Source organism: Frateuria sp. GZRe14, assembly GCF_051900395.1.
In the GTDB taxonomy this organism is placed as follows: Bacteria; Pseudomonadota; Gammaproteobacteria; order Xanthomonadales; family Rhodanobacteraceae; genus Frateuria_A; species Frateuria_A edaphi.
In genome coordinates this window covers 1,216,059-1,240,766 of record NZ_JBHZGJ010000001.1, presented here as the reverse complement: position 1 = coordinate 1,240,766, position 24,708 = coordinate 1,216,059, and the positions used below count along the sequence as shown (strand labels likewise).

General features: G+C 65.3%; 20 protein-coding genes and 2 tRNA genes. 8 read left to right on the top strand and 14 right to left on the bottom strand.

What is annotated here, in order from left to right:
• The first annotated feature begins 202 nt into the window (after positions 1 to 202).
• The 3 genes from ACFWZ1_RS05660 to ACFWZ1_RS05650 all read left to right on the top strand — a co-directional run bounded on the left by ACFWZ1_RS05660 (position 203) and on the right by ACFWZ1_RS05650 (position 4,549).
• Entirely contained in the window at positions 203 to 1,564 is a 1,362-nt protein-coding gene (locus ACFWZ1_RS05660; RefSeq protein ID WP_439665712.1) for an alpha/beta hydrolase family protein, read from the top strand.
• Positions 1,565 to 1,768: 204 nt separating this feature from the next.
• Positions 1,769 to 2,212 (top strand): YybH family protein, encoded by a 444-nt coding sequence (locus ACFWZ1_RS05655; protein WP_439665711.1) that lies wholly within the window; start codon positions 1,769 to 1,771, stop codon positions 2,210 to 2,212.
• A gap of 144 nt (positions 2,213 to 2,356) precedes the next feature.
• The gene (locus tag ACFWZ1_RS05650) at positions 2,357 to 4,549 is read left to right on the top strand and encodes an EAL domain-containing protein (protein WP_439665710.1); all 2,193 of its coding nucleotides are present in this window, start codon (positions 2,357 to 2,359) and stop codon (positions 4,547 to 4,549) included.
• Positions 4,550 to 4,936: 387 nt separating this feature from the next.
• Here the strand turns inward: ACFWZ1_RS05650 and ACFWZ1_RS05645 are convergent, their stop codons facing one another.
• On the bottom strand, positions 4,937 to 5,671 hold the full coding sequence (locus ACFWZ1_RS05645) for an SDR family NAD(P)-dependent oxidoreductase (protein WP_439666873.1): 735 nt from the start codon (positions 5,669 to 5,671) through the stop codon (positions 4,937 to 4,939).
• 92 nt (positions 5,672 to 5,763) lie between these two features.
• Positions 5,764 to 6,363: an NADPH-dependent F420 reductase gene (locus ACFWZ1_RS05640; RefSeq protein WP_439665709.1), complete on the bottom strand. Its 600-nt coding sequence runs from the start codon at positions 6,361 to 6,363 to the stop codon at positions 5,764 to 5,766.
• A 127-nt stretch (positions 6,364 to 6,490) separates the two neighbouring features.
• On the opposite strand from ACFWZ1_RS05640, the gene ACFWZ1_RS05635 reads away from it, so the two are divergent.
• Positions 6,491 to 7,381 carry a LysR family transcriptional regulator gene (locus ACFWZ1_RS05635; RefSeq protein WP_439665708.1) on the top strand — a complete coding sequence of 297 codons (891 nt, stop codon included), beginning with the start codon at positions 6,491 to 6,493 and terminating at the stop codon, positions 7,379 to 7,381.
• Between the two features lie 145 nt (positions 7,382 to 7,526).
• Here the strand turns inward: ACFWZ1_RS05635 and ACFWZ1_RS05630 are convergent, their stop codons facing one another.
• The 4 genes from ACFWZ1_RS05630 to uvrB all read right to left on the bottom strand — a co-directional run bounded on the left by ACFWZ1_RS05630 (position 7,527) and on the right by uvrB (position 11,982).
• Positions 7,527 to 8,174, bottom strand: coding sequence for an RloB family protein (locus tag ACFWZ1_RS05630; RefSeq protein WP_439665707.1), 648 nt, complete (start codon positions 8,172 to 8,174; stop codon positions 7,527 to 7,529).
• Positions 8,134 to 9,537, bottom strand: a complete 1,404-nt coding sequence (locus tag ACFWZ1_RS05625) for an AAA family ATPase (protein ID WP_439665706.1) — start codon at positions 9,535 to 9,537, stop codon at positions 8,134 to 8,136. The genes ACFWZ1_RS05630 and ACFWZ1_RS05625 overlap by 41 nt, the downstream gene beginning before the upstream one ends.
• 219 nt (positions 9,538 to 9,756) lie before the next feature.
• Positions 9,757 to 9,831: transfer RNA gene (locus ACFWZ1_RS05620), tRNA-Val, on the bottom strand.
• 120 nt (positions 9,832 to 9,951) lie between these two features.
• Complete coding sequence (uvrB, locus tag ACFWZ1_RS05615) at positions 9,952 to 11,982, bottom strand: excinuclease ABC subunit UvrB (protein ID WP_439665705.1); 2,031 nt, start codon at positions 11,980 to 11,982, stop codon at positions 9,952 to 9,954.
• 152 nt (positions 11,983 to 12,134) lie between these two features.
• Here uvrB and ACFWZ1_RS05610 point away from each other — a divergent pair, with 152 nt between their 5' ends.
• From ACFWZ1_RS05610 to ACFWZ1_RS05600, 3 genes are all read left to right on the top strand, one after another.
• Positions 12,135 to 12,680, top strand: coding sequence for a GspH/FimT family pseudopilin (locus tag ACFWZ1_RS05610; RefSeq protein ID WP_439665704.1), 546 nt, complete (start codon positions 12,135 to 12,137; stop codon positions 12,678 to 12,680).
• Positions 12,681 to 12,809: 129 nt separating this feature from the next.
• A complete protein-coding gene (locus tag ACFWZ1_RS05605; RefSeq protein ID WP_231324478.1) occupies positions 12,810 to 13,040 on the top strand; it encodes a hypothetical protein in 231 nt (76 codons plus the stop codon).
• 75 nt (positions 13,041 to 13,115) lie between these two features.
• A tRNA-Asn gene (locus ACFWZ1_RS05600) sits at positions 13,116 to 13,192 on the top strand.
• 237 nt (positions 13,193 to 13,429) lie between these two features.
• Here ACFWZ1_RS05600 and ppnN read toward each other — a convergent pair.
• The 6 genes from ppnN to grxD form a co-directional block, all read right to left on the bottom strand.
• Positions 13,430 to 14,854 (bottom strand): nucleotide 5'-monophosphate nucleosidase PpnN, encoded by a 1,425-nt coding sequence (gene ppnN / locus ACFWZ1_RS05595; RefSeq protein WP_439665703.1) that lies wholly within the window; start codon positions 14,852 to 14,854, stop codon positions 13,430 to 13,432.
• A 255-nt stretch (positions 14,855 to 15,109) separates the two neighbouring features.
• On the bottom strand, positions 15,110 to 18,349 hold the full coding sequence (locus tag ACFWZ1_RS05590; RefSeq protein WP_439665702.1) for a TonB-dependent receptor: 3,240 nt from the start codon (positions 18,347 to 18,349) through the stop codon (positions 15,110 to 15,112).
• A gap of 232 nt (positions 18,350 to 18,581) precedes the next feature.
• Positions 18,582 to 20,300: a lysophospholipid acyltransferase family protein gene (locus tag ACFWZ1_RS05585; RefSeq protein ID WP_439665701.1), complete on the bottom strand. Its 1,719-nt coding sequence runs from the start codon at positions 20,298 to 20,300 to the stop codon at positions 18,582 to 18,584.
• A gap of 114 nt (positions 20,301 to 20,414) precedes the next feature.
• The gene (locus tag ACFWZ1_RS05580; protein ID WP_231325902.1) at positions 20,415 to 21,011 is read right to left on the bottom strand and encodes a YhgN family NAAT transporter; all 597 of its coding nucleotides are present in this window, start codon (positions 21,009 to 21,011) and stop codon (positions 20,415 to 20,417) included.
• A 125-nt stretch (positions 21,012 to 21,136) separates the two neighbouring features.
• A complete protein-coding gene (locus ACFWZ1_RS05575; protein WP_439665700.1) occupies positions 21,137 to 21,904 on the bottom strand; it encodes an SDR family NAD(P)-dependent oxidoreductase in 768 nt (255 codons plus the stop codon).
• Positions 21,901 to 22,227 carry a Grx4 family monothiol glutaredoxin gene (gene grxD, locus ACFWZ1_RS05570; protein WP_231324456.1) on the bottom strand — a complete coding sequence of 109 codons (327 nt, stop codon included), beginning with the start codon at positions 22,225 to 22,227 and terminating at the stop codon, positions 21,901 to 21,903. Before grxD ends, ACFWZ1_RS05575 begins: the two co-directional genes overlap by 4 nt.
• Before the next feature lie 111 nt (positions 22,228 to 22,338).
• On the opposite strand from grxD, the gene ACFWZ1_RS05565 reads away from it, so the two are divergent.
• Entirely contained in the window at positions 22,339 to 22,917 is a 579-nt protein-coding gene (locus ACFWZ1_RS05565; protein WP_231324455.1) for a superoxide dismutase, read from the top strand.
• Positions 22,918 to 23,027: 110 nt separating this feature from the next.
• Here ACFWZ1_RS05565 and ACFWZ1_RS05560 read toward each other — a convergent pair whose 3' ends face one another.
• Both ACFWZ1_RS05560 and purE read right to left on the bottom strand, forming a co-directional pair.
• The gene (locus ACFWZ1_RS05560) at positions 23,028 to 24,182 is read right to left on the bottom strand and encodes a 5-(carboxyamino)imidazole ribonucleotide synthase (protein WP_439665699.1); all 1,155 of its coding nucleotides are present in this window, start codon (positions 24,180 to 24,182) and stop codon (positions 23,028 to 23,030) included.
• Entirely contained in the window at positions 24,179 to 24,682 is a 504-nt protein-coding gene (gene purE / locus ACFWZ1_RS05555; protein ID WP_439665698.1) for a 5-(carboxyamino)imidazole ribonucleotide mutase, read from the bottom strand. The genes ACFWZ1_RS05560 and purE overlap by 4 nt, the downstream gene beginning before the upstream one ends.
• Between the last annotated feature and the right edge of the window lie 26 nt (positions 24,683 to 24,708).

Sequence of the window (24,708 nt, the reverse complement as noted above, 5' to 3'; positions counted from 1 at the left end):
AGGCGTTCGAACGTCCCGTAGGCGTCGCCCCACGTCCTTGATAACGCGCGGCGGCGCGAACTCCGGGAGCGCGCTGGCCATGTTCCGGGCAGGACGTGGACTCTGGCTGTCTCGGTTTCCTGGTGCTCCCCGATCACGCGCAACCATGAAGCGCCAGGCGGTCTCCCTGAGGAGACCCACACGACCGCCGAACCCCCACGCCATGATCCTCGACCCGACGCGACGCGGCTTCCCGCGGCCCCTGATCGTCCTCGCCCTGTTCCTCGTCATCGTCGCCTCGCCGCTGGCCGCCCGCGCCGGCGAGCGCTGCGAAGTGGGCGTGTACCGCCTCGCCGACGGCCAGGTGGTCGACGTCGCGCCATCCGATGGCGACACGCTTCGCTGGTGCAAGCTGGACGGCAGCACCGGCGAGCTCAGGCAGGTCGCCCCCGGACGCTGGCAGAGCAGCTACGGCTGGACGGGCCGTGCCGACGGCATCACCGTGGAGTTCGACGCCTGCCCTTCCCAGGGCCTGCGCTTTGCGGACCAGACGGGACACCGCATCCCGCTGCGCGTCACCGACACCCGCTTCGTCTCGCACGGCACCCGGCTGGTTGGCCGGCTGCTGCTGCCGCCCGGCCGCGCACGTGTGCCCGTGGTCGTGCTGGTGCATGGCGCCGAGCGTGCCTCGGCGCGCCGCATCTACGCACTGCAACGCCTGCTGCCGGCACAGGGCGTGGGCGCGTTCGTCTACGACAAGCGCGGGACCGGCGACTCGGGCGGCGCCTACACGCAGGACTTCGGCCTGCTTGCCGACGACGCCGTCGCCGCGATGCACGAAGCGCGCCGTCTCGCCGGCGCCCGCCTGGGCCGCATCGGCTACCAGGGCGGCAGCCAGGGCGGCTGGGTCGTACCGATCGCGGCGCGGCGCGAGCATGTCGATTTCGCCATCGTCAGCTTCGGCCTGGCGGTGTCCGTCATCGACGAGGACCAGCAGGAAATCGCCCTGGAGATGCGACTCAAGGGCTACAGCCCGGACATCATCGCCAAGGCCCAGGCCATCGGCGCGGCGGCGGAGCGGGTGATCGCGAGCGGCTTCAGCGAAGGCTTCGACGCGCTCGACGCGATCCGCGCCAGGTACCTTCACGAGCCCTGGTACAAGGATGTGCATGGCAACTACACCTGGATGATCCTGTCGATGGACCGCCAGGACGTGGCCACCAAGGGTGCCGCGCTGCGCTTCGGCACGCCCTTCCACTACGACCCCATGCCGACCCTGGCCGCCGTGACCGTGCCCCAGCTATGGGTGCTCGGCGGCAAGGATCTCGAAGCCCCCAGCGCGGAAACCTCACGGCGGCTGCGCGGCCTCATCGCCCGCGGCCATCCGGTCACCCTGGCGCTCTACCCGGATGCCGAACACGGGATGACACTCTTCGAGACCGGCAAGAACGGCGAACGCGTCTCTACGCGCTTCCCCAACGGCTACTTCCGCATGCTCGCGGATTTCGCCCGCACCGGACGGCTGCAGGGCGACTATGGCGCGGCGCAGATCGAACAAGGCAGCGCAGGCGGCACACATCCGTAGAAGGAGCGACGCGCCGCGAAGTGCGGGGCCGGTTATCCATACCCGTCAGTCGCAGCGAGCGAGGTGGAACCGCAACGCCGCGTTCGCCTGCTTCTCTCGGGCGAACTGCCAAGAACGATCGGTCTTGGGCCGCTCCTTCCTTAGACCCCCGATACACGCGCCGCCAGGAAAACTCGCCAGTCATACGACAAGGGCGCACACGCCATGCCCGACGAGGACCGGACCATCGCCGAAGCTCGCATCCGCGAACTGATCCATGACTTCGCCGCGGCGTTCCGCGCGAAAGATATCGACGGCGTCATGTCGCTGTTCGCGCCGACGGTCATATCGTTCGACCTCGCACCACCGTTGCGATGCGTGGGAGCCGACGCGCTCAGGAGGCACTGGGACGCGACGTTCGCCTCCTTGCAGGGACCGGTCGCCTATGAGATCCATGAGCTCGCCATCGAGGTAAGCGATGGGCTGGCCTCCAGCCATAGCCTCAACTGGATGCGTGGGACGCTGGCGGACGGCCGCACCACCGAGCGCCGGCTTCGCTGGACTGCCTGCTTCCGCGAAATCGACGGTCGGTGGCAGGTGTCGCACGAGCATGTTTCGGTGCCGATCGAGATGGCGAGCGGAAAGGCCTTGTTCGGCCTTGCACCTTGATCCACGCGTGCGCGCCCAGGGTTGATTCCGTCATCCCTTCATTGCCCGCGTTTCGATCCCTGACCACGCCACCCTGAAAGCGTCTTGTTGACCGGCGGCCATTCGTGGGTTAACTGTTCCCGGGATCAAGGACGAGGGGAAAGCGTGACGAAACTGTCCACGTTTGCAGCCTGCCTGCTGGCGCTCTGCCTGCCGCTCGCCGCCGCTGCCGCCAGCAGGACGCTACGGGTCGTCGGCGACAACAACTACCCGCCCTATCTGTTCATTGGTCCCGATGGCAAGCCGCAGGGCTACGCCGTCGACGAGTGGAAGCTCTGGGAGAGCAAGACCGGCATCAAGGTCGAGCTGACGGCCACCAACTGGGCCGACGCCCAGCAGCGCCTGCGGTCCGGCCAGGCCGACGTCATCGACATGATCTTCCGCACTCCCGAGCGCGCCGCGACGCTGGACTTCACTCGTCCCTTCGCCACGGTGACGACCGGCATCTATGCCGATCGCAACCTGACCGGCATCGCCGACGCCTCCGGCCTGAGGGGCTTCGTGGTCGGCGTCCAGCGCGGCGATGCGTGCGTCGAACGGCTGCACCGCGCGGGCGTGTCGAGCCTGCGGGAGTACACCGGCTACAGCGCCATCATCGACGCCGCGCGCCGCGGCGACATCCGCATCTTCTGCATGGATCGCTCGCCGGCCGAGTACTACCTCTACCGGCTGCACGCGCAGGAGGATTTCGTGAAGGCGTTCGACTTTTACAGCGACCGCTTCCGCCGGGGCGTGCGCAAGGGCGATGCCGCCACCCTCGCACTGGTCGAGCAGGGCATGGCGCGGATCACCCCGCAGGAGCGCGAACGGCTGCACGACAAATGGATGGGCCAAGGCGTCGACCTCACCGGTTACGCGCAACGTTTCAAGGCTGCGGCATCGGCGCTGGCGCTGGTCGGTGTCCTGCTGCTGGCGTGGGTGTACTCGTTGCGGCGGGCGATCGGGAAACGCACGCGCGATCTCCGGTTCCTCGCCCAGTACGACCCGCTCACCAGCCTTCCGAACCGGCACCTGCTGCTGGACCGGATCAACCACGCCCTGGGCCAACCGGGCATCGCGCTGTCCGTGCTCCTCATCGATCTGGACAACTTCAAGCGGATCAACGACCGCTTCGGCCACCCGGTCGCGGACGAACTGCTGAAGCAGGTGGCCGACCGGCTCAGGGCGCTTGCCGATCCCGGGGATACCGTGGCCCGGCTCGGCGGCGACGACTTCGTATTGACCTTGCGCTCGGTCGACGTCGTCCAGGTCACCGCCCTGGCCGAGCTGGCGCGACAGGCGATTGCCCGCGGCCTGGTCATCGGTGGCGAGGAGGTGTTCCTCAGCGCAAGCGTGGGCGTGAGCCTGTACCCGGATGACGGGGAAACCGGCGTGGCCCTGCTGAAGAACGCGGACACGGCGATGTCGCGCGCCAAGCAGAACGGGCGCAACGCCATCAGCTTCTACCGCGCCAGCCAGAGTGCGCAGGCAAGCCACTTCGTCACGATGGGCACCGCCATCCGCCACGCCTTGCAGCGCGGCGAGTTCGAACTGCATTACCAGCCGCAGCACTGCCTGCGCTCCGGCAGGGTCATGGGCGTCGAGGCCTTGCTGCGATGGCGTCGCGGCGGCGAGCTGGTATCGCCGTGCGAGTTCATCCCATGCGCGGAAGAGCTCGGCCTTATCGAAGCACTGGGCGAATGGGTGTTGGGGACCGCGTGCCAGCAGTTGGCCCTCTGGCGCGCCGCGGGCGCATCGACGCTGCGCATGGCCGTCAACCTTTCCGCCCGGCAACTGGCCAGCCCGGGACTCGTCGCGGCGGTGCAATCCGCACTCGCACGCGCGCAGTTGCCCGGCGACCTGCTCGAACTGGAAATCACCGAGAGCGCCCTGGTGGGTACCGAAGCCGAGGTCGTCACCACGCTGGAGGCCATCCGGGCCCTCGGCGTGCACATCGCCATCGACGACTTCGGTACCGGCTATTCCTCGCTCGCCTACCTGCGCCGCCTGCCCGTCACGGTGGTCAAGATCGACAAGAGCTTCCTGGAAGGCGCGCCCGAAGACCCGGCCGCCGTCGAAGTCATCGGCGCCATCGTCGCCATGGCCCACGCCCTGAACCTGACCGTCGTGGCCGAAGGCGTGGAAACCGAACGCCAGGCCGCCCTGCTTGGAGAAATCGGCTGCGACCTTGCACAGGGATGGTTCTACGCGCCCGCGATGCCGCCTGCGCAAATCGCGGATGCCCTGATTCCAAGCCCGCCGGAAAATAAAAGCGCTGCGGCGCGACCCAGGCCGCACGAAGGAACAACGGATACCTGATCGCCCCACGCTTTCTGCCCGTTGGCCAGAAAGACCATGGCTGCGCTTTCATCGAAGGCCAACGGATGGCCACGGCCCACAAGGATGGGCGCCCGGTGTGGCGCCGGGCGCCCAGGGGCCCGATGCGGGAGTGAGGTGAGAAACATCGGGCCACGCTGGTATACGCCCGCCCGCACGCTTGCGTCTGTGACGCAGACCACATCACGGCCGGGTACCGACTGACTGCGGCGTGGCAAAGGATTGACCGCCTGGCAAGCCGTGCCGCCGTTAAGGCCGCGCTCGTCTGCGCACCGTGACTTGATGCCCGCCTTCCCCCTTGTGGCCGGATTGGCCGCCTGCCGCACTACGGGTGCCGCGAATGAATGGCGCAGCCGGCCGGCGTGGGCGTCAGATTTGCGCAAGGCCGCCGTCAACGGCGAGCTCGCTGGCGGTCATGAAACTGCTGTCCTGCGACGCGAGAAAGGCCGCCGCCGCACCGATCTCCGCCGGTTCGGCCATGCGTTGCAGGGGATTCATCGAGGCGAACACCTTCATGCCTTCCTCGCCTATCGCGGCCTTCGCCAGTTCGGTCGCGGTCGGTCCGGGCGACAACACGTTGACTCGGATGCCAGTGCCTTTCAGGTCCTCGGCCCAGGTCCGCGCGAGGTTGCGCACGGCGGCTTTGCTGGCGCTGTAGACGCCGAAGGCCGGGGCGCCGGTGGTGCCCGCGCTCGATCCGGTGAGGATGATCGAACCGCCCGGGCCCATCAGCGGCAGCGCCTTCTGGACCGTGAAGATCGTGCCCTTCACATTGGTGTCGAAGGTTTCGTCGATGTGCTCGCCGGTGATCTCGCCCAGCGGAAGCAGGCTGCCCGTCCCGGCGTTGGCGAACACGATGTCGAGGGTGCCGCGCTCCGCCTTTACCGCCGCGTAAAGCCGATCGAGATCGGCCAGGTCGGAGACCGAGCCTTGCACCGCGCGCGCGTTGGGACCGAGCTCGGCCACGGCGGCGTCGAGCGCTTCCTGCCGGCGGCCGTAGAGGAAGACGAAGGCGCCTTCCTCGATGAAGCGCTTTGCCGCCGCGCGGCCGATGCCGGTGGCGCCGCCGGTGATCACGGCGGTCTTTCCTTTCAACTTGCTCATGTCATGAATCCTTGGGTGGGGGGTTACTGCCGCCGAAACCGTTGATGGGCGTTGCGAGCTAATCGCGATCCTGTCGTGATGGCCGTAGGCGCTCACGGCTGCTGCTTGAACAGATCCTGGAAAATCAGCGGGCCCCAGACGCGGCCACGCGCCTGCACCAACGTGCCGCCTTCGTCGAACTTGCCGAGGTTGACGGGGGCGAAGCCGAGTCGCTTGGCAAAGTCCGCCACGTCCGCGGTGGCCGCTTCGTCGTTGCTCGACAGGAACACCACCCGGTGGCCGCCCTGGACGTGGGGGTCCGTGGCCAGGGTGCGCGCCAACAGGTGATTGAAGCCCTTGACGAACCTGGCGCCGGGGAACGCCTTGGCGGCGAAGGCGGAGGACGGGAGACCGTCGAGGGTTTCGACGGGGTCGTTCGTATTCATCGCGTCGATGATCGTTTTGCCACGCCAATCCGGAAGCGCCTTGGCGACCTCGCGATGCCCCTCGAACAGCACCGCCAGGAAGATCACGTCCGCCTTGACGGCTTCCTGCAGTGTCCTGGGGATGACCGTGGGTCCTATCGCCTGCGCCTGCGGCAACAGTGCTTCGGGCGGCCGTCGACTGGCGACCGTGACTTCGATGTTGTTGCGGGCGAAAGCGCGGGCGAGGGCCTGGCCTATCGCGCCGAAACCGATGATGGCGTAGCTCATGGAGATGGTCCTTTTCGGTTGAGAGATCCGGCCCATGCGGACCGGTTGCCCAACCAATCTGGGTCGCTTGACGCATCAACACAATTGACGAAACATCGCTCAATACGATCTATTTTCTGGATAGCTCATGCTCGACAACGTCACCATCAACCAGTTGCGTGCGTTCGTCGCGGTGTGCGACCAGGGCAGCTTCTCGGGCGCGGCGCGCAAGCTCGCGCGGGCGCAGTCGGCCATCAGCCACGCGATCAAGGCGCTCGAAAGTGCATTCGATGTCGAGCTGTTCGAGCGCAACACGCGCAAGGCGCAGCTCACCGCGGCAGGGCGCAGCCTTCTGCAGGACGCACGGGCGGTGATCTCGCGCACGGAGGAAATGAAGAACCGCGCCGGCGCGATCGCCAGGGCCGGTGTGCCTCAGGTGTCGGTGGCAGTCGATGCCTACTTCCCGCGCACCCACCTGATCGGCTGCCTGCGCACGCTGCAGGAGGAATTCCCGACCGCCGCCATCAATCTGCGCATCACGACCATGCAGGGCGGCGAGAACCTGGTACTGGAAAAAGTGTGCGCCCTGGCCGTCACCATCGAGAACGTGCCGGAGGTGAACCCGCAAGCCATCGAACGCCACTGGCTGCGCGAAGCGGAGATGGTGACGGTATGCGCGCCGTCCTATCCGCTCGCCTCGACACCCAGCCCCATCCCCGTGGACGAGTTTGGCCGGCACATCCAGATCATCGTCACGGACAACCAGCCCGGCGCCGAAAAGACCCAGCAGGGCGTTGCCGGCAAACGCCAGTGGCTGGTCAACGACCTCGGCGCCAAACGCGACCTGCTCAAGGCCGGCCTCGGCTGGGGACACCTGCCACGCCACCTCGTCGCCGAGGATATGGCCAGCGGAGCGCTCGTCGAACTCGAGCGCCGCGCCTGGCACATCCGTTCGCTCACGTTTGTGGTTTCACAGCGCAGGGGCCACGAGCTCTCGCCGTGCGAGTCGCGGTTGGTGGAGCTTCTTGGCGAGGCTTAGCTCCCTGCGAATCGAAGCAGCTTGGCTGCTTTCCGCCAGTTCACTGCGCGCCCGACCTCGTTCCACCCAGGGAAAAGTGCACTCTTACCCCGGTTTCGCTCCGTCCCCTTTTGTGGTCCCGTCCCCTTTGGCGGTCGGAAGCTAGCTAACCGGCGAACCCAATTGGCAGCTGTGAAGGGAGCGCATTTTCAAAAATTGATTGCCACAATTGGTAAACCCGGCTGGAGGGTCCGGCGGGAATTTCTCCACCGCCAGTCGATTCATCCAGAAGTCTCGCCCGTCGGCAAGCTTCTGCCACGGAGCTAAAAGGAAAGTCCGTCGAACACAGGCGAGTCTTGTTGTACCCACCTAAAATCCTCCTTAATTCTTGTTCGACCGCCTCGGCATCGGTTAGGTCGACAACCAACTCCGAATCTAGATGATGGAGAAGCAACCATAGCTCAAAGCAAGGTCGACTTAACGCCACTCTCACCCCTTCTTCTCTAGCTTCTTTCAACGCGTTAGTGAAGGATCCGACGTGGTTATCCTGCACACAGTGATCGGTATCTAGTATAAGCCACCTCTCGTCGCCCTCCTCATAGGGCTCATTTTTTAGACGATCAAGGACATGTCGCGCTGCAGAGGTACCGTCCTCAGTGGGAACGACGTGGATTTGTATCCTTGGAATACTAAAAAAACCAAAATACTGTTGAGGGGCGTAGGTATCGTCGCATGCAAGTATGTAAAGACGATCATCCCGAAAAGTTTGAATCTCACGGCGCAGGGGCCGACGCTTTCGACTCACAATTGCCATTTTGGAGCGCCCCCTCCCCTAACATGCGATCCACGTTACCTAAAAACGGAACTCCCCCAAAACGTCCTTGAAGGTAATGCTTCCTTATACCTAGATCCTTCCGGACCTTAAAGTCAGCAAGCGAATACAGTTGCGTGGCGAGGGATTTGTCCTTTTCAGCAAACCACACCTCATCTCTTCGTACCAAATCCAGGTCTAAAAGATTAGACTCGTGTGTTGTTACAATGATCTGATGCCCTCCCGCCCCGGAGGAAGATTTTAGGAAGAAATCTAAGAACTTCCAAATCAACATCGGGTGCATGCTTCTATCGATTTCGTCGATGAAGAATACCGCAGCCTTCTCTTTGTTATGAAGAGCCGGCAGCAGGTTCAGCAGTCGGCGCGTACCATCCGACTCTTCAGATAGCGACAATGTCGCCTTTTTTTTGTTGCAGAAGTGCTCCGCTTGGATTGTAAAACTATAAAAATGGTTTGAGTCGGATTTTTCTACGAGTATCTCCTCCTCGTTATCCAACCCAATAATAGTGCGCCCGGTCTCACTTTCGTCAAGTTCATTTAAAAGATCGTCGACGAATTTCGACGGGAGTAGAGCACGCAAGTCCCGCTCTGTTATTTCTCTCTTTTTTATCTGCAGTCCATCAACACCCGTGGACGAATTTTTCAAAAAGTCGCTAGCAAAAGCCAGAGATGACGGGTCCGCCTCAAGATAATGGGCAATCGGAGCAACGGGCTCATCAGGCCCTATCAACTTGAGCGCGTGCGTAAACCAATTCATAACAGCGAAAATATCGTCACCAACATCGGCAGGCTGAAGGTTCGCGCCAATGGTCGCCAAGAAAGACTGATTATCAGGCCCGCCAACCGTTATCAAGGCATCGAGCTTATCGCTCACCTTGCGGAGCGCGCGCGCCTCTATAAGCACGGCGCCTGATTTGTCGGTGGCACGCTCATACAAAACAATTTCACGCCCCCCAATTTCCTTTACTAGCCATTCCTCAAGTACTCGATGATCGTCCACTTTGCAGCCGAACCGGTAGCGGCTTCCGCTAGCCACAAAACGGATATCAAAATCGGATGGGCCTGAGGGGCTTTCGTCTAGACGAAAAGGCTCACGACCAGTTCTCGACTTGGCTTTTTTTACGTCTATCGCAATTGATTTGGCATATTGCAACGCCCTGAAGATATTGGATTTACCAGCACCGTTCGCGCCATAAATTATCGCAGTCTTTAAAACTCCCTCTTTTGAAGAAGGAATCCTTACGATGTGGCTCGAGTGGCCGGTCGTTGCCTTGTCCGCAACGAGAGAAAGGGTGACCTCGCCTCGGATGGATCTGAAGTTGGCAACGGAAAACGAGATGAGCATAGAAATAACGTGATAAATTCACGCCTCTGGCACGTGGTTGGCTCATCCTAACAAGAAGATCGCCGCTCCGTGTGATTTTTTCGCACAGAAGCTCGGGTCAGCGCTACTTCGCATCGTCGGGGCGCAGCGCTAGAGCCCGCGATCACAGAATCGCAGGGAAGCAAATGACACGCAAAAAAAAGGCCGGCGCAATGCGCCGGCCTTTTTCGTTTCAACTCTTGGTGGGCGGTACAAGGATCGAACTTGTGACCCCTACCATGTCAAGGTAGTGCTCTACCGCTGAGCTAACCGCCCAAGAGCCGCGAAGTTTAGCAAGGGTGGGTGGGGATGCCAAGCCTTTCGGGCAGGTGGGTTCGAGGCTGGGGCTGCCCCTCATCCGGCCCTCTTCCCGGAGGGGAGAGGGAGCAGAGCGTGTCAGCTCTGCAGCGCCTGCTCGCGCAGCTTGTGGATCTGGTCGCGCAGCTTCGCGGCTTCCTCGAATTCCAGGTTCTGCGCGTGCTTGTACATCTGCGCCTCGAGCTTCTTCATCGTGGCGGCGGCCTGGGCGGGCGTCAGGCCGGCGTATTCGCCGGCGCCTTCGGCGACTGCCCTGCCCCGCGCGCCCTTGGCAGCCTTGCCGCGGCCCCGGGCGGACGGCTCGGCGCGGGCGCCTTCCATGATGTCGGCGATGCGCCGCACGACGGTCTGCGGGGTGATGCCGTTGGCTTCGTTGTAGGCGATCTGCTTCTCGCGGCGGCGGCTGGTTTCGTCCATCGCCGCCTGCATGGATCGCGTGACCTGGTCGGCGTAGAGGATGGCCTTGCCACGCACGTTGCGGGCGGCGCGGCCGATGGTCTGGATCAGCGAGCCCGTGGAGCGCAGGAAGCCCTCCTTGTCGGCATCGAGGATCGCCACCAGCGAGACCTCGGGCATGTCCAGGCCCTCGCGCAGCAGGTTGATGCCGACCAGCACGTCGAACTCGCCCAAGCGCAGGTCGCGGATGATCTCGGTGCGCTCGACCGTCTCGATGTCCGAGTGCAGGTAGCGCACCTTCACGTCGTGCTCGGAGAGGTATTCGGTGAGGTTCTCCGCCATGCGCTTGGTCAGCGTGGTGACCAGCACGCGGTCGCCCATGGCGATGCGCTTCTTGGCTTCGCCGAGCAGGTCGTCGACCTGGGTGCGCACCGGGCGCACTTCCACTTCCGGGTCGACCAGGCCGGTGGGGCGCACCACCAGTTCGGTGACGGCGTCGCCGGATTTTTCCAGTTCGTAATTGCGCGGGGTGGCCGAAACGTAGATGGTGCGCGGCGCGCGACCTTCCCATTCCTCGAAGCGCAGCGGGCGGTTGTCCATCGCCGAGGGCAGGCGGAAGCCGAATTCGACCAGCGTCTCCTTGCGCGAGCGGTCTCCCTTGTACATGGCGCCGAGCTGCGGGACGGTGACGTGCGATTCGTCGACCACCAGCAGCGCGTCGGGCGGCAGGTAGTCGAACAGGGTCGGCGGCGGCTCGCCAGGGCCGCGGCGCGTGAGGTGGCGCGAGTAGTTCTCGATGCCCTGGCAGAAGCCGACCTCGGCCATCATCTCGATGTCGAAACGGGTGCGGTGGTCCAGCCGCTGCGCCTCGACCAGCTTGTTCTCCTTGTACAGGTAGTCCAGCCGCTCCTTGAGCTCGACCTTGATCGTCTCGATGGCGTTGAGCACGCTCTCGCGGGTGCTGGCGTAGTGCGTACGCGGGTAGACGGTGTAGCGCGGAATCTTGCGGATGGTTTCGCCGGTGAGCGGATCGAACAGCGAGAGGCTTTCCACGTCGCCGTCGAACAGCTCGATGCGTAGCGCTTCGGTCTCCGATTCGGCGGGGAACACGTCGATGTTCTCGCCGCGCACGCGGTAGGTGCCGCGGCGCAGTTCCATCTCGTTGCGGGTGTACTGCAGCTCGGTGAGCTGGTGGATCAGCTTGCGCTGGTCCATGTGTTCGCCGACCGAGAGGATCAGGCGCAGCGAGAGGTAGTCCTCCGGATCGCCCAGGCCGTAGATGGCCGAAACGGTGGCGACGATGATCGAGTCCTTGCGCGAGAGCAGCGCCTTGGTCGCGGCCAGGCGCATCTGCTCGATGTGGTCGTTGATCGAGGCGTCCTTCTCGATGAAGGTGTCCGAGGCGACGACGTAGGCTTCGGGCTGGTAGTAGTCGTAGTAGCTGACGAAGTACTCGACCGCGTTGTGCGGGAAGAACTCCTTGAACTCGCCGTAGAGCTGCGCGGCCAGCGTCTTGTTCGGCGCCAGCACCACGGTCGGGCGCTGCACCTGCTGGATCACGTTGGCGATGGTGTAGGTCTTGCCCGAGCCGGTGACGCCGAGCAGCGTCTGCGCGGCCAGGCCGGCCTCGAAGCCCTCGCTCAGTTTGGCGATGGCTTGCGGCTGGTCGCCGGAGGGCTGGTACGGGGAGACGAGCTGGAAACGGTCGGTCATGGCTGACGGATATGCGGGCGGATGGGTCGATCTTAAAGGCGCCCTGCTGACAGGCTCTGTCAGCACGAACCCACGAAATGGCGGCGTTCAGGCTGCTTCCGGCGTCCCAGTGCTGCCCCGGATGATGCGCGTTCCTCGCAGGGAGCGACGGCATGGCAGGGATGCAGGAAAGCGGACGCCGCCGTATGCGCGGCGTCACGCTGGTCGAGCAGGTGATGGTGGTGGCGATCCTGGCGATCCTGGCCGGCATCGCCAGTCCGTCGCTGGCGGGACTGGTGCGTCGCGGGCGGGCGCAATCGGCGCAAATGGATTTCATCGAGGCGCTCGGCTACGCGCGAGGCGAGGCGGTGCTGCGGCGTGCGCGGATACTGTTCTGCCCGACCCGCGATCGCGTGCATTGCAGCGAGGAAAGCCGTTGGGACGGTGGCTGGCTGGTCGGCGTCGACCGCAATCGCGACAACCAGCCCGATGCCGCACCGCTGCGGGTCGGCGACAGTCATACGCGCCTGGTGATCCAGGGCAGCGAGTCGCGGCGGCATGTGACGTTCCTGTCTGATGGCAGCGCCCCTGGCAGCAATCTGACCCTGCTCTTCTGCAGCCCTGGCAGCGACGGAGAGCCACTTGGCGTGGTCGTGTCGAACTCGGGACGGGTGCGCGGGAGCCGGCCGCGGGGCAAGCGGGCCGAGAGCTGTTCGTAGTTCGCGCAGGGGCCTCAGCCCGCCGTAATGACATATCAAAGCCGGTGGGATTGAGCCCATCTACGGTTACACCGGCTGTTCACGGGTCGGGTGCCACAACCGCTGCGGACTTCCATCCCGAGGTGCACCATGGCTTACGGAGATCCGTCGAACCGCCGACCGTCACCGCCGCAGCCGCCGCCGGACGCAACTCCATTGCTCGCCGCCGCGCAGCGGCATCTGGAAAGTGCAGGTGTTTCGGCGTGCGTGGTGCGCAGCCCGGATGGCGATCTGATGGTGGCCGTGGGTGCACCCTCGGACCGGCTGTTTGTCATGTTGGCGCGGCAGGCGTCCTCGGCGCGCGACGCAGAGGGCAGCTGAGCGGCAAGGGGCGGGAAAGGTGCTCCGCCCGCTTGACAGCCCACCTGACGCTATTCAAACTACGCAGCTCACCCCGCCCGAATAGCTCAGCTGGTTAGAGCACTTGACTGTTAATCAGGGGGTCGTTGGTTCGAGTCCAACTTCGGGCGCCAAATTTGAAGGCCTTGCAGCGATGCAAGGCCTTTTTCTTTGTCTTTTTCAGATGATCCGAACTGGAAGCCGCGGATGGCAGCCTCTCGGGTGAGCGACGGGGACGGGCGGCCGAGATCGCCGTCGGACCGTTTGCGGGCGCCTCAAAAATCGGCGGTCCCTTGCAGGCGCGCCTTGGGCGCCCCAGCAGTTGCGCTGCCCTCGCCCCAATTCACCGGGGGCGGGGGCAGCGCGCGCTGTCAAGCGGCCGGAGCCGTCTCCGTGCCCTCTGCGCGCACGCGGTAGCAGGGTACGTAAGCCGAGCCGCCGGGGAGCTTCATGCGGTGCTGGCTGACGAAGGCCTGCAGCAGTGCGTCGAGCGCCCGCATGATGTCCGCCTCGCCGTCGATGTCGAACGGGCCGTGTTCCTCGATCGCACGCACACCCTCTTCCTTGACGTTGCCGGCGACGATGCCGGAGAACGCGCGGCGGAGGTCCGCCGCCAGCTCGTGGCGAGGCCGCCCGCGGTGCAGGGCCAGCGCGCGCATCGCGTCGTGGGTCGGGCGGAACGGCAACTGGAAGGCGAACGGGATGTCCAGCGCCCAGTTGAAGAAGAACGCGTCCTTGGTGTCCAGGCGATGGTTGCGCACCTTGTCCACGCCCTTGACCATCGCGCGCGCCACCGCGGCCGGATCGTCCACGATGATCTGGTAATGCTGCGCTACCTCTTCACCCAACGAGAGCTTGAGGAAGCGGTCGATCTGCTCGAAGTACGCGGCCGACTGCTTGGGACCGGTGAAGATGAGCGGGAACGGGACGCCGGCGTTCGAGGGATGCAGCAGGATGCCGAGCAGATAAAGGATTTCCTCGGCCGTGCCCACGCCACCGGGGAACACCACGATGCCGTGCGCCATGCGGACGAAGGCCTCCAGGCGCTTCTCGATGTCCGGCATGATCACCAGCTGGTTGACGATCGGGTTGGGCGACTCGGCCGCGATGATGCCCGGCTCGGTGATGCCGATGTAGCGGTTGTTGCGCCGGCGCTGCTTGGCGTGGGCGATGGTGGCGCCCTTCATCGGGCCCTTCATGGCCCCCGGGCCGCAACCCGTGCAGATGTCCATTCCGCGCAGGCCGAACTGGTAGCCGACCGACTTGGTGTATTCGTATTCGTCGCGCGAGATCGAATGGCCGCCCCAGCACACCACCAGGTTCGGGTCGATGTGCGGCTTGAGGATGCGCGCGTTGCGCAGGATCTCGAACACCGCGTGGGTGATGCCCACGGTGTCGTCGAGGTCGAAACCGCCCTGCTCCAGCTGCGTGGAGACGTACACGATGTCGCGCACCACCGCGACCAGCAGCTCGTTGATGCCGCGGATGATCTGGCCGTCGACGAAGGCCTGCGCAGGCGCGTGGGACAGCTCGATCTTGATGCCGCGATCCTGCTGCAGCACCTGGACGTCGAAATCGGGGTACTGCTCGAACATCGAGCGCGGGTCGTCGCTGATGTTGCCGGAGGTGAGCACGGCCAGGGCGCAGCGGCGCAACAGGGCATGCAGGCCCGAGCCGCTGGCGTCGCGCAGGCGGGCGACTTCGTTGCGCGAGAGGATGTCCAGTCCGCCCGCCGGCGAGATGCGCGCGCTGACGGTGGCGGGCTTGCCGGCGCGGCCGGCGTGGGTGTCGTTCATTCTTGCCTTCTCCTGCCGCTGACGTCGTCCGGCCTGATGCCGGCGCCGTGGCGGACCGTGTAGCTTCCCGCGCACGGCGGGCCAGGGTCAAGCCGGCGCGTCCGTCGCCATCCTGTAGGAACCCGCTTGCGGGCGATGGTTTCGGGATGGTCAGCAGCATCGCTTGCAGGCGAACTCCCGCAAAAGCGTGAGGGGAGCGCAAAAAAAACCGGCGCCCTTGTGGGCGCCGGCCTGACTTGCCGAGGTCTGTGCCTCTTAGAACGTGTAACGCAGGGTCAGCATGGCCGACCAGCGCGACACGACGCGGGTCGGGTTGCTGCCCGCGTCGTAGCGCACCAACTGCTGCGGCTGGTAGTTGCCGTTCTCGTCGGTGGGCAGGTAGTACAGGTACTGGCCCTGCGCATTGACGCCGTTGTAACCGGCCAGCGTGCGGGTGTTGAACTGCGTGTTGACCGTCTGACCCCAATCGTTGTTGAGCAGGTTGAGGAAGTTGTAGATGTCCAGACGGAGGACGCCCTTGTTGCCCTTGAAGATGCCGGGCACTTCCTGAGCGAAGCTCATGTCGAGCTCGTTCACCCAGCTGTAGTGCGCACCGTTGCGCGAGGCGATCTGGCCGCGGTGGCTGTTGAGGTAATCGTCACTCGAGATGAAGTCCTGGAACTGCTGGATCACCTGCGCCGACGCGCCGTCGAAGGCCACCTTCGAATCGTTCAGGGTCGGGATGTAGGCCGGATCCTCGTAGGTGATGCCATCGCCATTGGCGTCGCCCGAGAAGATCCAGCTGTACGGCAGGCCGTCATGGCCGTTGTAGAACGCCGACACCGAGGTCTTGTAGTCACCGAAGAAGGCGTGCTGCCAGGTGAGCGAGGCCTTGATCGTCTTGGCGATGTTGCGGTCGGCGGTGGCGGCCACTTCGTCGTTGACGTTCTCGCGCACCACGTAGGCGTAGCCGGAGGAAGCCTGCGAGCTGTTGCCCGGGTTCACCTCGGTGGCGTGGCTCATGGTGAAGGCCAGGCTGCCGGCCCAGTCGTTGGAGAACGGCTTGGACAGGGCCAGGGTCAGGGCGTCGGACTTGCCCTTGTCGGTGTTGGTCAGCAGCGTCGACGCGCGATCGAAGTCGAAGTTGCGGTTGGCGGCCGCATCGCGGCTGTTCGGGAACTCACCCGGGTTCGCCCAGTACTGGAAGCGGCCGTCCGGCAGCACGCCGGTCGGCGCACCGATGTTGATCGCCTGGTAGTAGATGCCGTTGCGGGTCTTGAAGTGCTGCAGCTCGACCGACCCGATCATGCCCAACCACGGCAGCTCGCGATCGAACGCCAAGGTGGTCTTCCACACGCTCGGCAGCTTGAAGTTCGGGTCGATGGTGTCGACGTCGCCGCTGACGCTGCCGGCGCCGGCCGGACGGTTCTGCGCGTACGGGTCGGGGCTGAACGCCGCGTCGGCCGGATCGAACGAGGAGTAGCTTGCCACGGTCAGGCCGTTGTTCTGGTACGGGTTGGTCATCCACACCGTCGGCGGACTGGTCTGGAACAGGCCGAAACCGCCACGCAGCTGGGTCATGCGCTCGGTATCGAACGCATAGTTGAAGGCCAGGCGGGGCTCGACGACCTTGTTCTTGGCTCCCAGCTTGGTGTTGTTCGGGTAGCCGAACGCCTGCTCGAAGGCCGGGTTGTACAGCGGGGCCTTGTTGGCCTGCGGGATGTCAACGCGCACGCCGTAGGTCAGCGACAGGTTGTCGTTGACCTGCCAGGTGTCCTGCAGGAACGGGCTGTACTGGGTGTAGGTCCAGTTGGCCGCGACGTCGTTGAGCGTGTAGCCGTCCGCCGGCTGGTACAGGAAGTACGAGTCGTAGTTGCCGGCGGCGAAGTTGTCCAGGCCGTAGAAGGTGTAGTTGCCGTGCTCGGTGCGGCCGAACAGGTTGTAGATCTTCGAGCGCTGGTAGTCGATACCGGCCTTCAGGGTGTGGTCGCCCAGGTACAGCGTGCCGGCCAGGAACGCCGACCACTTCTTGGTGCTGATCGCATTCTCGTGGCGGTACTGATCTTCACCCAGGTTGATCGACGGACCGAAGCCCGACGGATCGAGGTACACCTTCACCTGCGGCTGGTTGATGGCGTTGCCGGCCAGCTGCTCGAACGACTGGTAGCTGACCTTCGCCTCGGTCGAGAAGTTCTCGGTCCAGTCGTCGAAGAACTGCAGCGCGGCGTTCTTGGTCAGGCTGTCCTTGGTGTACCAGTAGCTGCTCAGACCGATCTGGTTCGAGCTGTTGCCCTGAATGATCGGCTGGGTTTCCTTGGTGTACTGGTAGGTCAGGCTGGCGCGATGGTTGTTGGTGATGTTCCAGTCGATCTTCGCCAGGTAGCGCTTGTCTTCCAGCGTCACGCCGCCCGCACCGAACGAGCCCGGCTGCAGGCCGAGGGCGTTGGCGGTGTCGATCACGCGCTGCAGGTCGCCCGGCGAAACCTTGTTGGAGGTCGACGGGCCATTGCCCAGCGACGTGTCGAGGCCGTTGGCCGAATCGGCGCCGATGCCGGTGGTCTTTTCCTGCTCGGCCGAGACGAAGAAGAACAGCTTGTCCTTGACGATCGGGCCGCCCAGCGTGATGCCACCGGTCCAGTCACGGGCATAGCCGGTGTACTCGTAGCCCGGCTCGTCGTGATCCAGCCAGCCGGCGTTGCCGACCATCTTGTTGGCGTTGCGGTAGGCGTAGTAGACCGAGCCGTGGAACTCGTTGGTGCCCGACTTGGTGACCGCGTTGACGTCGGCACCGACGGTGTCGGACACGACGTCGAAGTTGGCGGTCGAGATGTTGTACTCGGCGATCGTGTCGACCGAGATCGGCGAGCCCTGGTACGGCAGGCCGTTGGCGTTCAGGCCAAACGGGTCGCCCTGCGAGATGCCGTCGACGCTGATGTTGTTGTAGCGGTTCGGCAGGCCGGCAACCGAGATCGAGCCGTCGCCCTGATCGGTGACGTTGATGCGCGGGTCAAGACGCGCGATGTCGTCGATCGAACGGTTGCCCTGCGGGGTGCTTTCGAGCTGGCGGCCGGACACGTTGGTCGACAGGCCCTTGTTGTCCGGCGTGAAGGTCTGCATCAGCGCCGAGGCGGTGACGGTCACGCCGCCGAGGTTCTGCGCTTCGACGGCGGCCATCTTCAGGTTGACCGCGGAGGTCTGGCCCAGCTGCAGATAGACGTTGTCCTGCTCGCCCTGGTTCAGGCCGGACTTGGCGGCGGTGATGTCGAACGGACCACCCACGCGCAGGCCCTGCGCGACGTAGCGGCCCGAGGCATCGGTGGAGACCACCTTGGTGGTGCCCGACGGCTCATGCACGATCGTGACGGTGGCGTTGGCGACCGGCTGACCCGACGCGTCGACCACCTGGCCGGCTACCGCCGACGAAGTAACGTTCTGCGCGATGGCAGGCGCTGCACCGACCGCCAGCAGCGTGGCGATGGCAAACGGCAGGGCCTTGGCACGAATTGGACTATTCATCGTTATATCGACCTGTATTGGCTTGCAACGGAAAATTCGATGTCGGAACAAAAACACGCCGATGCCGGGCCTTGGGCCAGGCATGCGTCACGTGTGTGTTTCCCCTAACTTCTTGGCGCAGCTATCGTCCAGCAGCGATGGGGCCACCCCATCTACCGACCAGTTGTTAAGCAAACTTAACGATAGTTTATGACAAGACGAAGTCCGAATCACCCCTTTCGTGGGTCGGATTTCATGCGCCAGCCCTGCCGAGGTAGCGCGCGCGCTTGGCGGGCTTGAGATTGGCAAGGTCCAGCATCACCAGGCCGTCGACGCAGCCGGAGAAACCCGGATCCTCACCGAAGTCCAGGAACTGCACGCCTTCGGGCTCGACCAGATCGACGTACTGCCGGTACAGCACTGGCAGGCTCACGCCCAGCGCGTCCAGGTGGTGCTTGAGCTTGCCCAGCCCGGCCTGCGCGTCCAGCCCCTCCAGCGCGCGGCGGACCAGCCCGACCACGCCAGGGGAGATCACGAACGGCTGGCGGGCGGAGGCCAGTCCCGGCGTGCCGAAATAGTGCTGGTGCGCGGCGGCGATCCACTCGCGCGCCTCGCGCGGCAGGCTGACCGACATGCTCACCGGACCGAACAGGTAGCGCAGCTCCGGATGCCGCTGCAGGTACAGGCCGATGCCCTGCCACAGCTGGTCCAGCGCGCGCGAGCGCCAGTAGGCGGGCGCAATGAAGCTGCGGCCCAGTTCCAGCCCCTGCGCCAGGCGCGATTCCAGCGCAGGCGAATAGTTGAAGAGGCTTGCGGTGTAGAGCCCGGCCAGGCCGCGCTCGGCGATCAGCCGGCCGCCGTGGCCGAAGCGGTAGGAGCCGACGATCCGCAGCGCCGCCGGATCCCACAACAACAGATGTTCGTAATGCGGGTCGAACGCGTCCAGGTCGCGCCGCGCGTTGGTGCCCTCGCCCACCTTGCGGAAGGTCAGTTCGCGCAGGCGCCCGATCTCGCGCAGCACCGTGCTGTCGGCCGCGCCCTTGAACAGCCACGCCTGCTTGCCGTCATTGAGCTCGGCCAGCTTTTCGCCCTGCACCTGCAGCTCCGTGGCCACCCGTTCGGCCGGCTCCGGATGCGCCAGCGGCACCTGGCCGCCGAAGATCAGTCCGCGCCGGCGGCCGACCCGGTAGACGTGCCGGCGCATGAGCTTGGCCGCCCGCTCGGGCGAGTCGCCGCTGCGCTCGAACAGTTCCGCGGCACTGACCAGCGCGCCGACGCTGAAACCGATCCGGCGCTTAATGGGCGCCACCGCCTCGCGCGGCAGCATGGCGGTGCTGAGCGGCTTGGCCAGCATGGACAAGCCGTAGAACATCGCGGAGTTGCGCGCCGCCACATGCACCGGGAGCACCGGCGCGCCGCTGCGCCGGGCCAGTCGCGCGAATCCGTCAGACCACTGCCCGTCGCGCACCCCGTGCGGCCCCATGCGCGAGACCTCGCCGGCGGGAAAGACGATCAGCGCCTCGCCCTGCTCCAGCGCGCGATAGATGCCGCGAAGCTTCGACGCCGCGCCTTTGCCGAACACGTCCACCGGCAACAGCAGCCGACGCAGCGGCTCGATCGAACCGAGCCAGTCATTCCCCAGGATGCGCACGTCCGGCCGCACCGATCCGACCAGCTGCATCAAGCCGAGCGCATCGACCATCCCCAGCGGATGGTTGGCGACCACCAGCACAGGCCCATCCACCGGAATGTTCTCGCGCTCGCGCGGACTGACGTGATAACTCGCGCCGAGCACGTCCAGCGCACGCTCGACGAAATCGAAACCCTCGGCACCGCCGACGGCGTCGAGCACGCGATTGAAGCCCACTTCGTCCGCGAGGCGGCCCAGCAGCCCGGCCACCGGGCGACGGAGCCGCGGATGCTGGGCCAGCCATGGCAGGCGTTCGACAAGGGTCCGTTCGACGCTGAGCACGACCGCCTCCTGGGGTTTTCTCCCATGCTGGGCGCGAAGTATGACAGCAGCACGACGGCACCTGAGCACCGCCGACGCACAAACATGCGCGCACGCACGGTTCGAGCGAGCGGGTCAGACCTGCATGTGCAGGAAGGCTGCAACGCCACCCATGAACATCTGCACCGACAGCGCGATCAGCAGCATGCCCATCACGCGTTCCAGCGCAGTCAGCACGCTCTCGCCCAGCCAGCGGAACAGGTAGGTGGAAGACAGCAGGATTGCCGAGGTCGCCAGCCATGCCAGCAACAGCGCGATGGCCCAGTCGGCGGTGCGCCCGGGCGACGTGTTGGTCAGCAGAAGCAACGCGGCCATTGCCGAGGGGCCGGCGACGCCGGGAATCGCCATCGGCACGATGAAGGGCTCGCCCTCGCCCGGCTTGCCGAAAATGCCGCCCTCCGGCGGCGGGAAGACCATGCGGATGCCGATGAGGAACAGCACGATGCCGCCGGCGATGCTGATCGACTCCTGGCGCAACTGCAGCAGCTTGAGGATGTGCTGGCCGCCGATCAGGAAACCCAGCAGCACGCCCAGCGCGATCAGCAACTCGCGGATCATCACCCAGCGCCGGCGCTTGGGCGGCACGTGCTTGAGCAGGCTCAGGAAGAACGGCACGTTGCCGAGCGGATCCATGATCAGGAACAGCAGGATGCCCGCCGACAGGGTGGTCATCTGCGTTTCCATGGAGGAACTCCTTCGGCTCGGTATCTGGGGTCAGGATGCCATGCCAGGCAGCCTGGGGCATGGCGGTCGCGCACCGGTGCGCTCCTACGGGTAGACGGCGCGAGGGCTGCCGGTCAGGCCAGGCGCAGGTCCAGCATCGCGCCACGGGCGGAGGCGGCCTGCGGGCCGAGCAGCCACACCGCCGCCGCGGCCGCGGCATCGGGCAGCGGCTGGGTGTTCGGGTCTTCGCCGAAATACGCCAGGTGCCGAAGCGCCGTGCGCATCGGTGCTGGCAGCAGCGCGTGCGTGCGGATGGCGGTGGTGTCGGTCTCCTGGTGAAGGATCTCGACGAAACGCTCCAGCGCGGCCTTGGACACGCCGTAGGCGCCCCAGTGCGCGCGGTTGACCAGGTCGGGGTTGTCCAGCACGAACACCACCGACGCATCGGGCGCCTTGCCCAGCATCGGCAGGCAGGCCTGGGTCAGCGCGAACGGTGCGGATACGTTGATGTGCATCGTGCGCAACCACTCGTCCGGCTTGTGCATGCCGAGTGGCGTGAGGCCGCCGAAGCTGGCGGCGCAGTGCACGATGCCGTCCAGGCGCCCGAGGTCGCGCTCGAGTCCGTCGGCCAGCGCCTCGTAATCGCGCGGCGTCGCCGCTTCCATGTCCAGCGGATGGATCACTGGCTCGGGCAGTTGCTCGGCAACGATCAGGTCATAGAGCTGTTCGAGCTGGCGCTTGCGCTTGCCGGTGATCACGACGGTCGCGCCCGCACGGGCAGCAGCGAGCGTCACTGCGCGACCCAGCCCGCCGTACGCGCCGGTCACCAGCACTACGCGACCGGCGAGGCTGTCCGCTGCTGGCGTGATGTGCTGCGGCAGGCGTGCGATCGGGAGCGTCATGCGCGCACCGCGCCACTGACGTCCGTGGCCATGCGAGCCAGTTCGCCCGAGGACTTGAGGTCCTCCACGATGTCGCAACCGCCGATCAACTCGCCCTGGATGAACAGTTGCGGGAAGGTCGGCCAGTTGGCGAAGTGCGGCAGCGCGGCGCGCACTTCCGGATCGGCCAATACGTTGACGGCGTGGAAGGCGGCGCCGGATTCCTTCAGCGCCTGAGCGGCGCGGGCGGAAAAACCGCACATCGGGAACTGCGGCGTGCCTTTCATGAAAAGCACCATGGGGTGCTCGGCGAGCACCGCCTTGATTCGCTCGTTAACGTCCATAACTCGGGGGTTCTACAATGCGTGCAGGACCACAAGTGTATCAGTCGCGCACGGCCTGCCGCCCGGCAAGCCTGCCCGGCTCCCCTTAGCCGCAAGCCCAAGGAGTCCCTCATGGCGATCGAACTTCCCCCCCTGCCTTATGAAAAGAACGCGCTGGAGCCGCACATCTCCGCCGAGACGCTGGAGTTCCATCACGACAAGCACCACGCCGCTTACGTGACCAACCTCAACAAGCTGATCGCGGGCACCGAGTTCGAGGGGATGGAGCTCGAGGAGATCGTCCGCAAGTCCTCCGGCGGCGTGTTCAACAATGCCGCGCAGACCTGGAACCACACCTTCTACTGGAACTCGATGAAGCCCAACGGCGGTGGCGAGCCGAGCGGCAAGCTGGCCGACGCGATCAACAAGGCGTTCGGCTCGGTCGAGAAGTTCAAGGAAGAGTTCGCCAAGATGGGCGCGGGCAACTTCGGTTCGGGCTGGACCTGGCTGGTGCAGCGTCCGGACGGCTCGCTGGGCATCGTCAACACCTCCAACGCCGGCACGCCGATCACCGGCAGCGACAAGCCGCTTTTCACCTGCGACGTGTGGGAACACGCCTATTACATCGACTACCGCAACGCCCGCCCGAAGTACTTGGAAAACTTCTGGAACGTGGTGAACTGGGAATTCGCGGCCAGCAACATGGCCTGATCGGCGTATACCTGGTCTTAAAAAAAGCGGAGCTCCGGCTCCGCTTTTTCTTTGCCCTGGAACGTGGGCTCCAGCCTGCCTTACCGAGGCGTGGGCTGAAGTCCTATTGATCAGCCAAGCAGCTGCAGGACAGGCCCAGCCTGATCGTCTCGCCCCAGGGTCCGGGCGATGCCACCGACCCGCTCGACCAGCGTTGCCGCATCCGGCGCGCACACCGTGGCATGCCCCACCTTGCGGCCCGGACGCGCCTGCTTGCCGTAGTCATGCCAGTGCCCATCGATCGCAGTCAGCACCGGCGCGGGATCGGGCAGATCGCCGATCCAGTTGAACATGCACGACAACCGGCGCGCCCCGGTATCGCCCAGCGGCATGCCGAGCACGGCGCGCACGTGATTCTCGAACTGGCTGGTGTACGCACCTTCGATGGTCCAGTGCCCGGAGTTGTGAACGCGCGGGGCCATCTCGTTGCCCAGCAGCTGGCCGTCCTTGACGAACAGCTCCAGTGCGAACACGCCCACGTAATCCAGCCGCTCGGCCAGCGTGCGGGCCAGCGCGGTGGCGCGCTGCTGCAGTTCGTCGATGTCCGGCGCCGGCGCCAGGCTGAGGCTGAGCACGCCATCGGTGTGCCAGTTGCGCGTCAGCGGCCAGGTGCGGAAATCACCTTCGCGGCTGCGCACGGCGATGACCGAGAGCTCTCGCTCGAACGGCACGAAGGCCTCCAGGATCAACCCGTGCGCGGCGCCCTGCGCGCCCAGGGCGGCCCAGGCGGCGGCGGCATCGGCCGGGGTCTTCAGGCGGAACTGTCCCTTGCCGTCGTAGCCAAGACGACGGGTCTTGAGGATGGCCGGCGCGCCGATCTCGGCGATCGCGCGGTCGAGATCGTCGCGGGTATCCACGGCTACGAACGCAGGCGTGTCCAATCCGCATTCGCGAAAGAGCGTCTTCTCGGCCAGCCTGTCCTGCGCGACGGCCAGCGCACTAGGCACTGGCGAAACAGCCACGCGTTCGGCGAGCCAGCGCGCCGTCTCGGCGGGCACGTTCTCGAAATCGAAGGTCACCACGTCGACCATGGAAGCAAACCGCTCCAGCGCGACGTAGTCGTTCCAGTCGGCCACCACCAGCGGCGCGACCTGGCCCGCGCAGGCATCCCCCGCGCTGTCGACCACCAGCGTCTTGACGCCCAGCGGGGCGCCGGCGAGCGCCAGCATGCGCGCCAGCTGGCCGCCTCCGAGGATGCCCAGTACGGGTTGGCGGCGCTCGCTCATGCGCGCGGGTCCGGCTGGTCGAGCACGCCCTGCGTCTGGTTCGCGCGATAGGTGTCCAGCGCCTGCGCGATGTCCGCATCGTGCAGCGCCAGGACCGAAGCGGCGAACAGGCCGGCGTTCACCGCGCCTGCACGACCGATCGCCAGGGTGCCGACCGGGATGCCGGCTGGCATTTGCGCGATGGAAAGCAGCGAATCCATGCCGTTGAGCGCCTTGGACTGCACCGGCACGCCCAACACCGGCAGCCGCGTCTTGGCCGCCAGCATGCCCGGCAGATGGGCGGCGCCGCCGGCGCCGGCGATGATCACCTCGATGCCGCGGCCGGTCGCTTCCTCGGCGTAGCGGAACAGCAGGTCCGGGGTGCGATGGGCGGACACCACGCGTACCTCGTGCGGCACGCCCAGCTGGTCAAGAACGGCGGCGGCGTGCTCCATGGTTTCCCAGTCCGAACGGGAACCCATCACCACGCCCACGCGGGCCGGCTTGGCGGTCGAAGTCATGGTTCTGCCATCCCAAAAGGGCTATT

Coding starts and splice junctions, on each gene's coding strand:
- ACFWZ1_RS05660 (WP_439665712.1), top strand. CDS start 203: ATGATCCTCGACCCGACGCGACGCGGCTTCCCGCGGCCCCTGATCGTC.
- ACFWZ1_RS05655 (WP_439665711.1), top strand. CDS start 1,769: ATGCCCGACGAGGACCGGACCATCGCCGAAGCTCGCATCCGCGAACTG.
- ACFWZ1_RS05645 (WP_439666873.1), bottom strand. CDS start 5,671: ATGAGCAAGTTGAAAGGAAAGACCGCCGTGATCACCGGCGGCGCCACC.
- ACFWZ1_RS05640 (WP_439665709.1), bottom strand. CDS start 6,363: ATGAGCTACGCCATCATCGGTTTCGGCGCGATAGGCCAGGCCCTCGCC.
- ACFWZ1_RS05635 (WP_439665708.1), top strand. CDS start 6,491: ATGCTCGACAACGTCACCATCAACCAGTTGCGTGCGTTCGTCGCGGTG.
- ACFWZ1_RS05630 (WP_439665707.1), bottom strand. CDS start 8,174: ATGGCAATTGTGAGTCGAAAGCGTCGGCCCCTGCGCCGTGAGATTCAA.
- ACFWZ1_RS05625 (WP_439665706.1), bottom strand. CDS start 9,537: ATGCTCATCTCGTTTTCCGTTGCCAACTTCAGATCCATCCGAGGCGAG.
- uvrB (WP_439665705.1), bottom strand. CDS start 11,982: ATGACCGACCGTTTCCAGCTCGTCTCCCCGTACCAGCCCTCCGGCGAC.
- ACFWZ1_RS05610 (WP_439665704.1), top strand. CDS start 12,135: ATGGCAGGGATGCAGGAAAGCGGACGCCGCCGTATGCGCGGCGTCACG.
- ACFWZ1_RS05605 (WP_231324478.1), top strand. CDS start 12,810: ATGGCTTACGGAGATCCGTCGAACCGCCGACCGTCACCGCCGCAGCCG.
- ppnN (WP_439665703.1), bottom strand. CDS start 14,854: ATGAACGACACCCACGCCGGCCGCGCCGGCAAGCCCGCCACCGTCAGC.
- ACFWZ1_RS05590 (WP_439665702.1), bottom strand. CDS start 18,349: ATGAATAGTCCAATTCGTGCCAAGGCCCTGCCGTTTGCCATCGCCACG.
- ACFWZ1_RS05580 (WP_231325902.1), bottom strand. CDS start 21,011: ATGACCACCCTGTCGGCGGGCATCCTGCTGTTCCTGATCATGGATCCG.
- ACFWZ1_RS05575 (WP_439665700.1), bottom strand. CDS start 21,904: ATGACGCTCCCGATCGCACGCCTGCCGCAGCACATCACGCCAGCAGCG.
- grxD (WP_231324456.1), bottom strand. CDS start 22,227: ATGGACGTTAACGAGCGAATCAAGGCGGTGCTCGCCGAGCACCCCATG.
- ACFWZ1_RS05565 (WP_231324455.1), top strand. CDS start 22,339: ATGGCGATCGAACTTCCCCCCCTGCCTTATGAAAAGAACGCGCTGGAG.
- ACFWZ1_RS05560 (WP_439665699.1), bottom strand. CDS start 24,182: ATGAGCGAGCGCCGCCAACCCGTACTGGGCATCCTCGGAGGCGGCCAG.
- purE (WP_439665698.1), bottom strand. CDS start 24,682: ATGACTTCGACCGCCAAGCCGGCCCGCGTGGGCGTGGTGATGGGTTCC.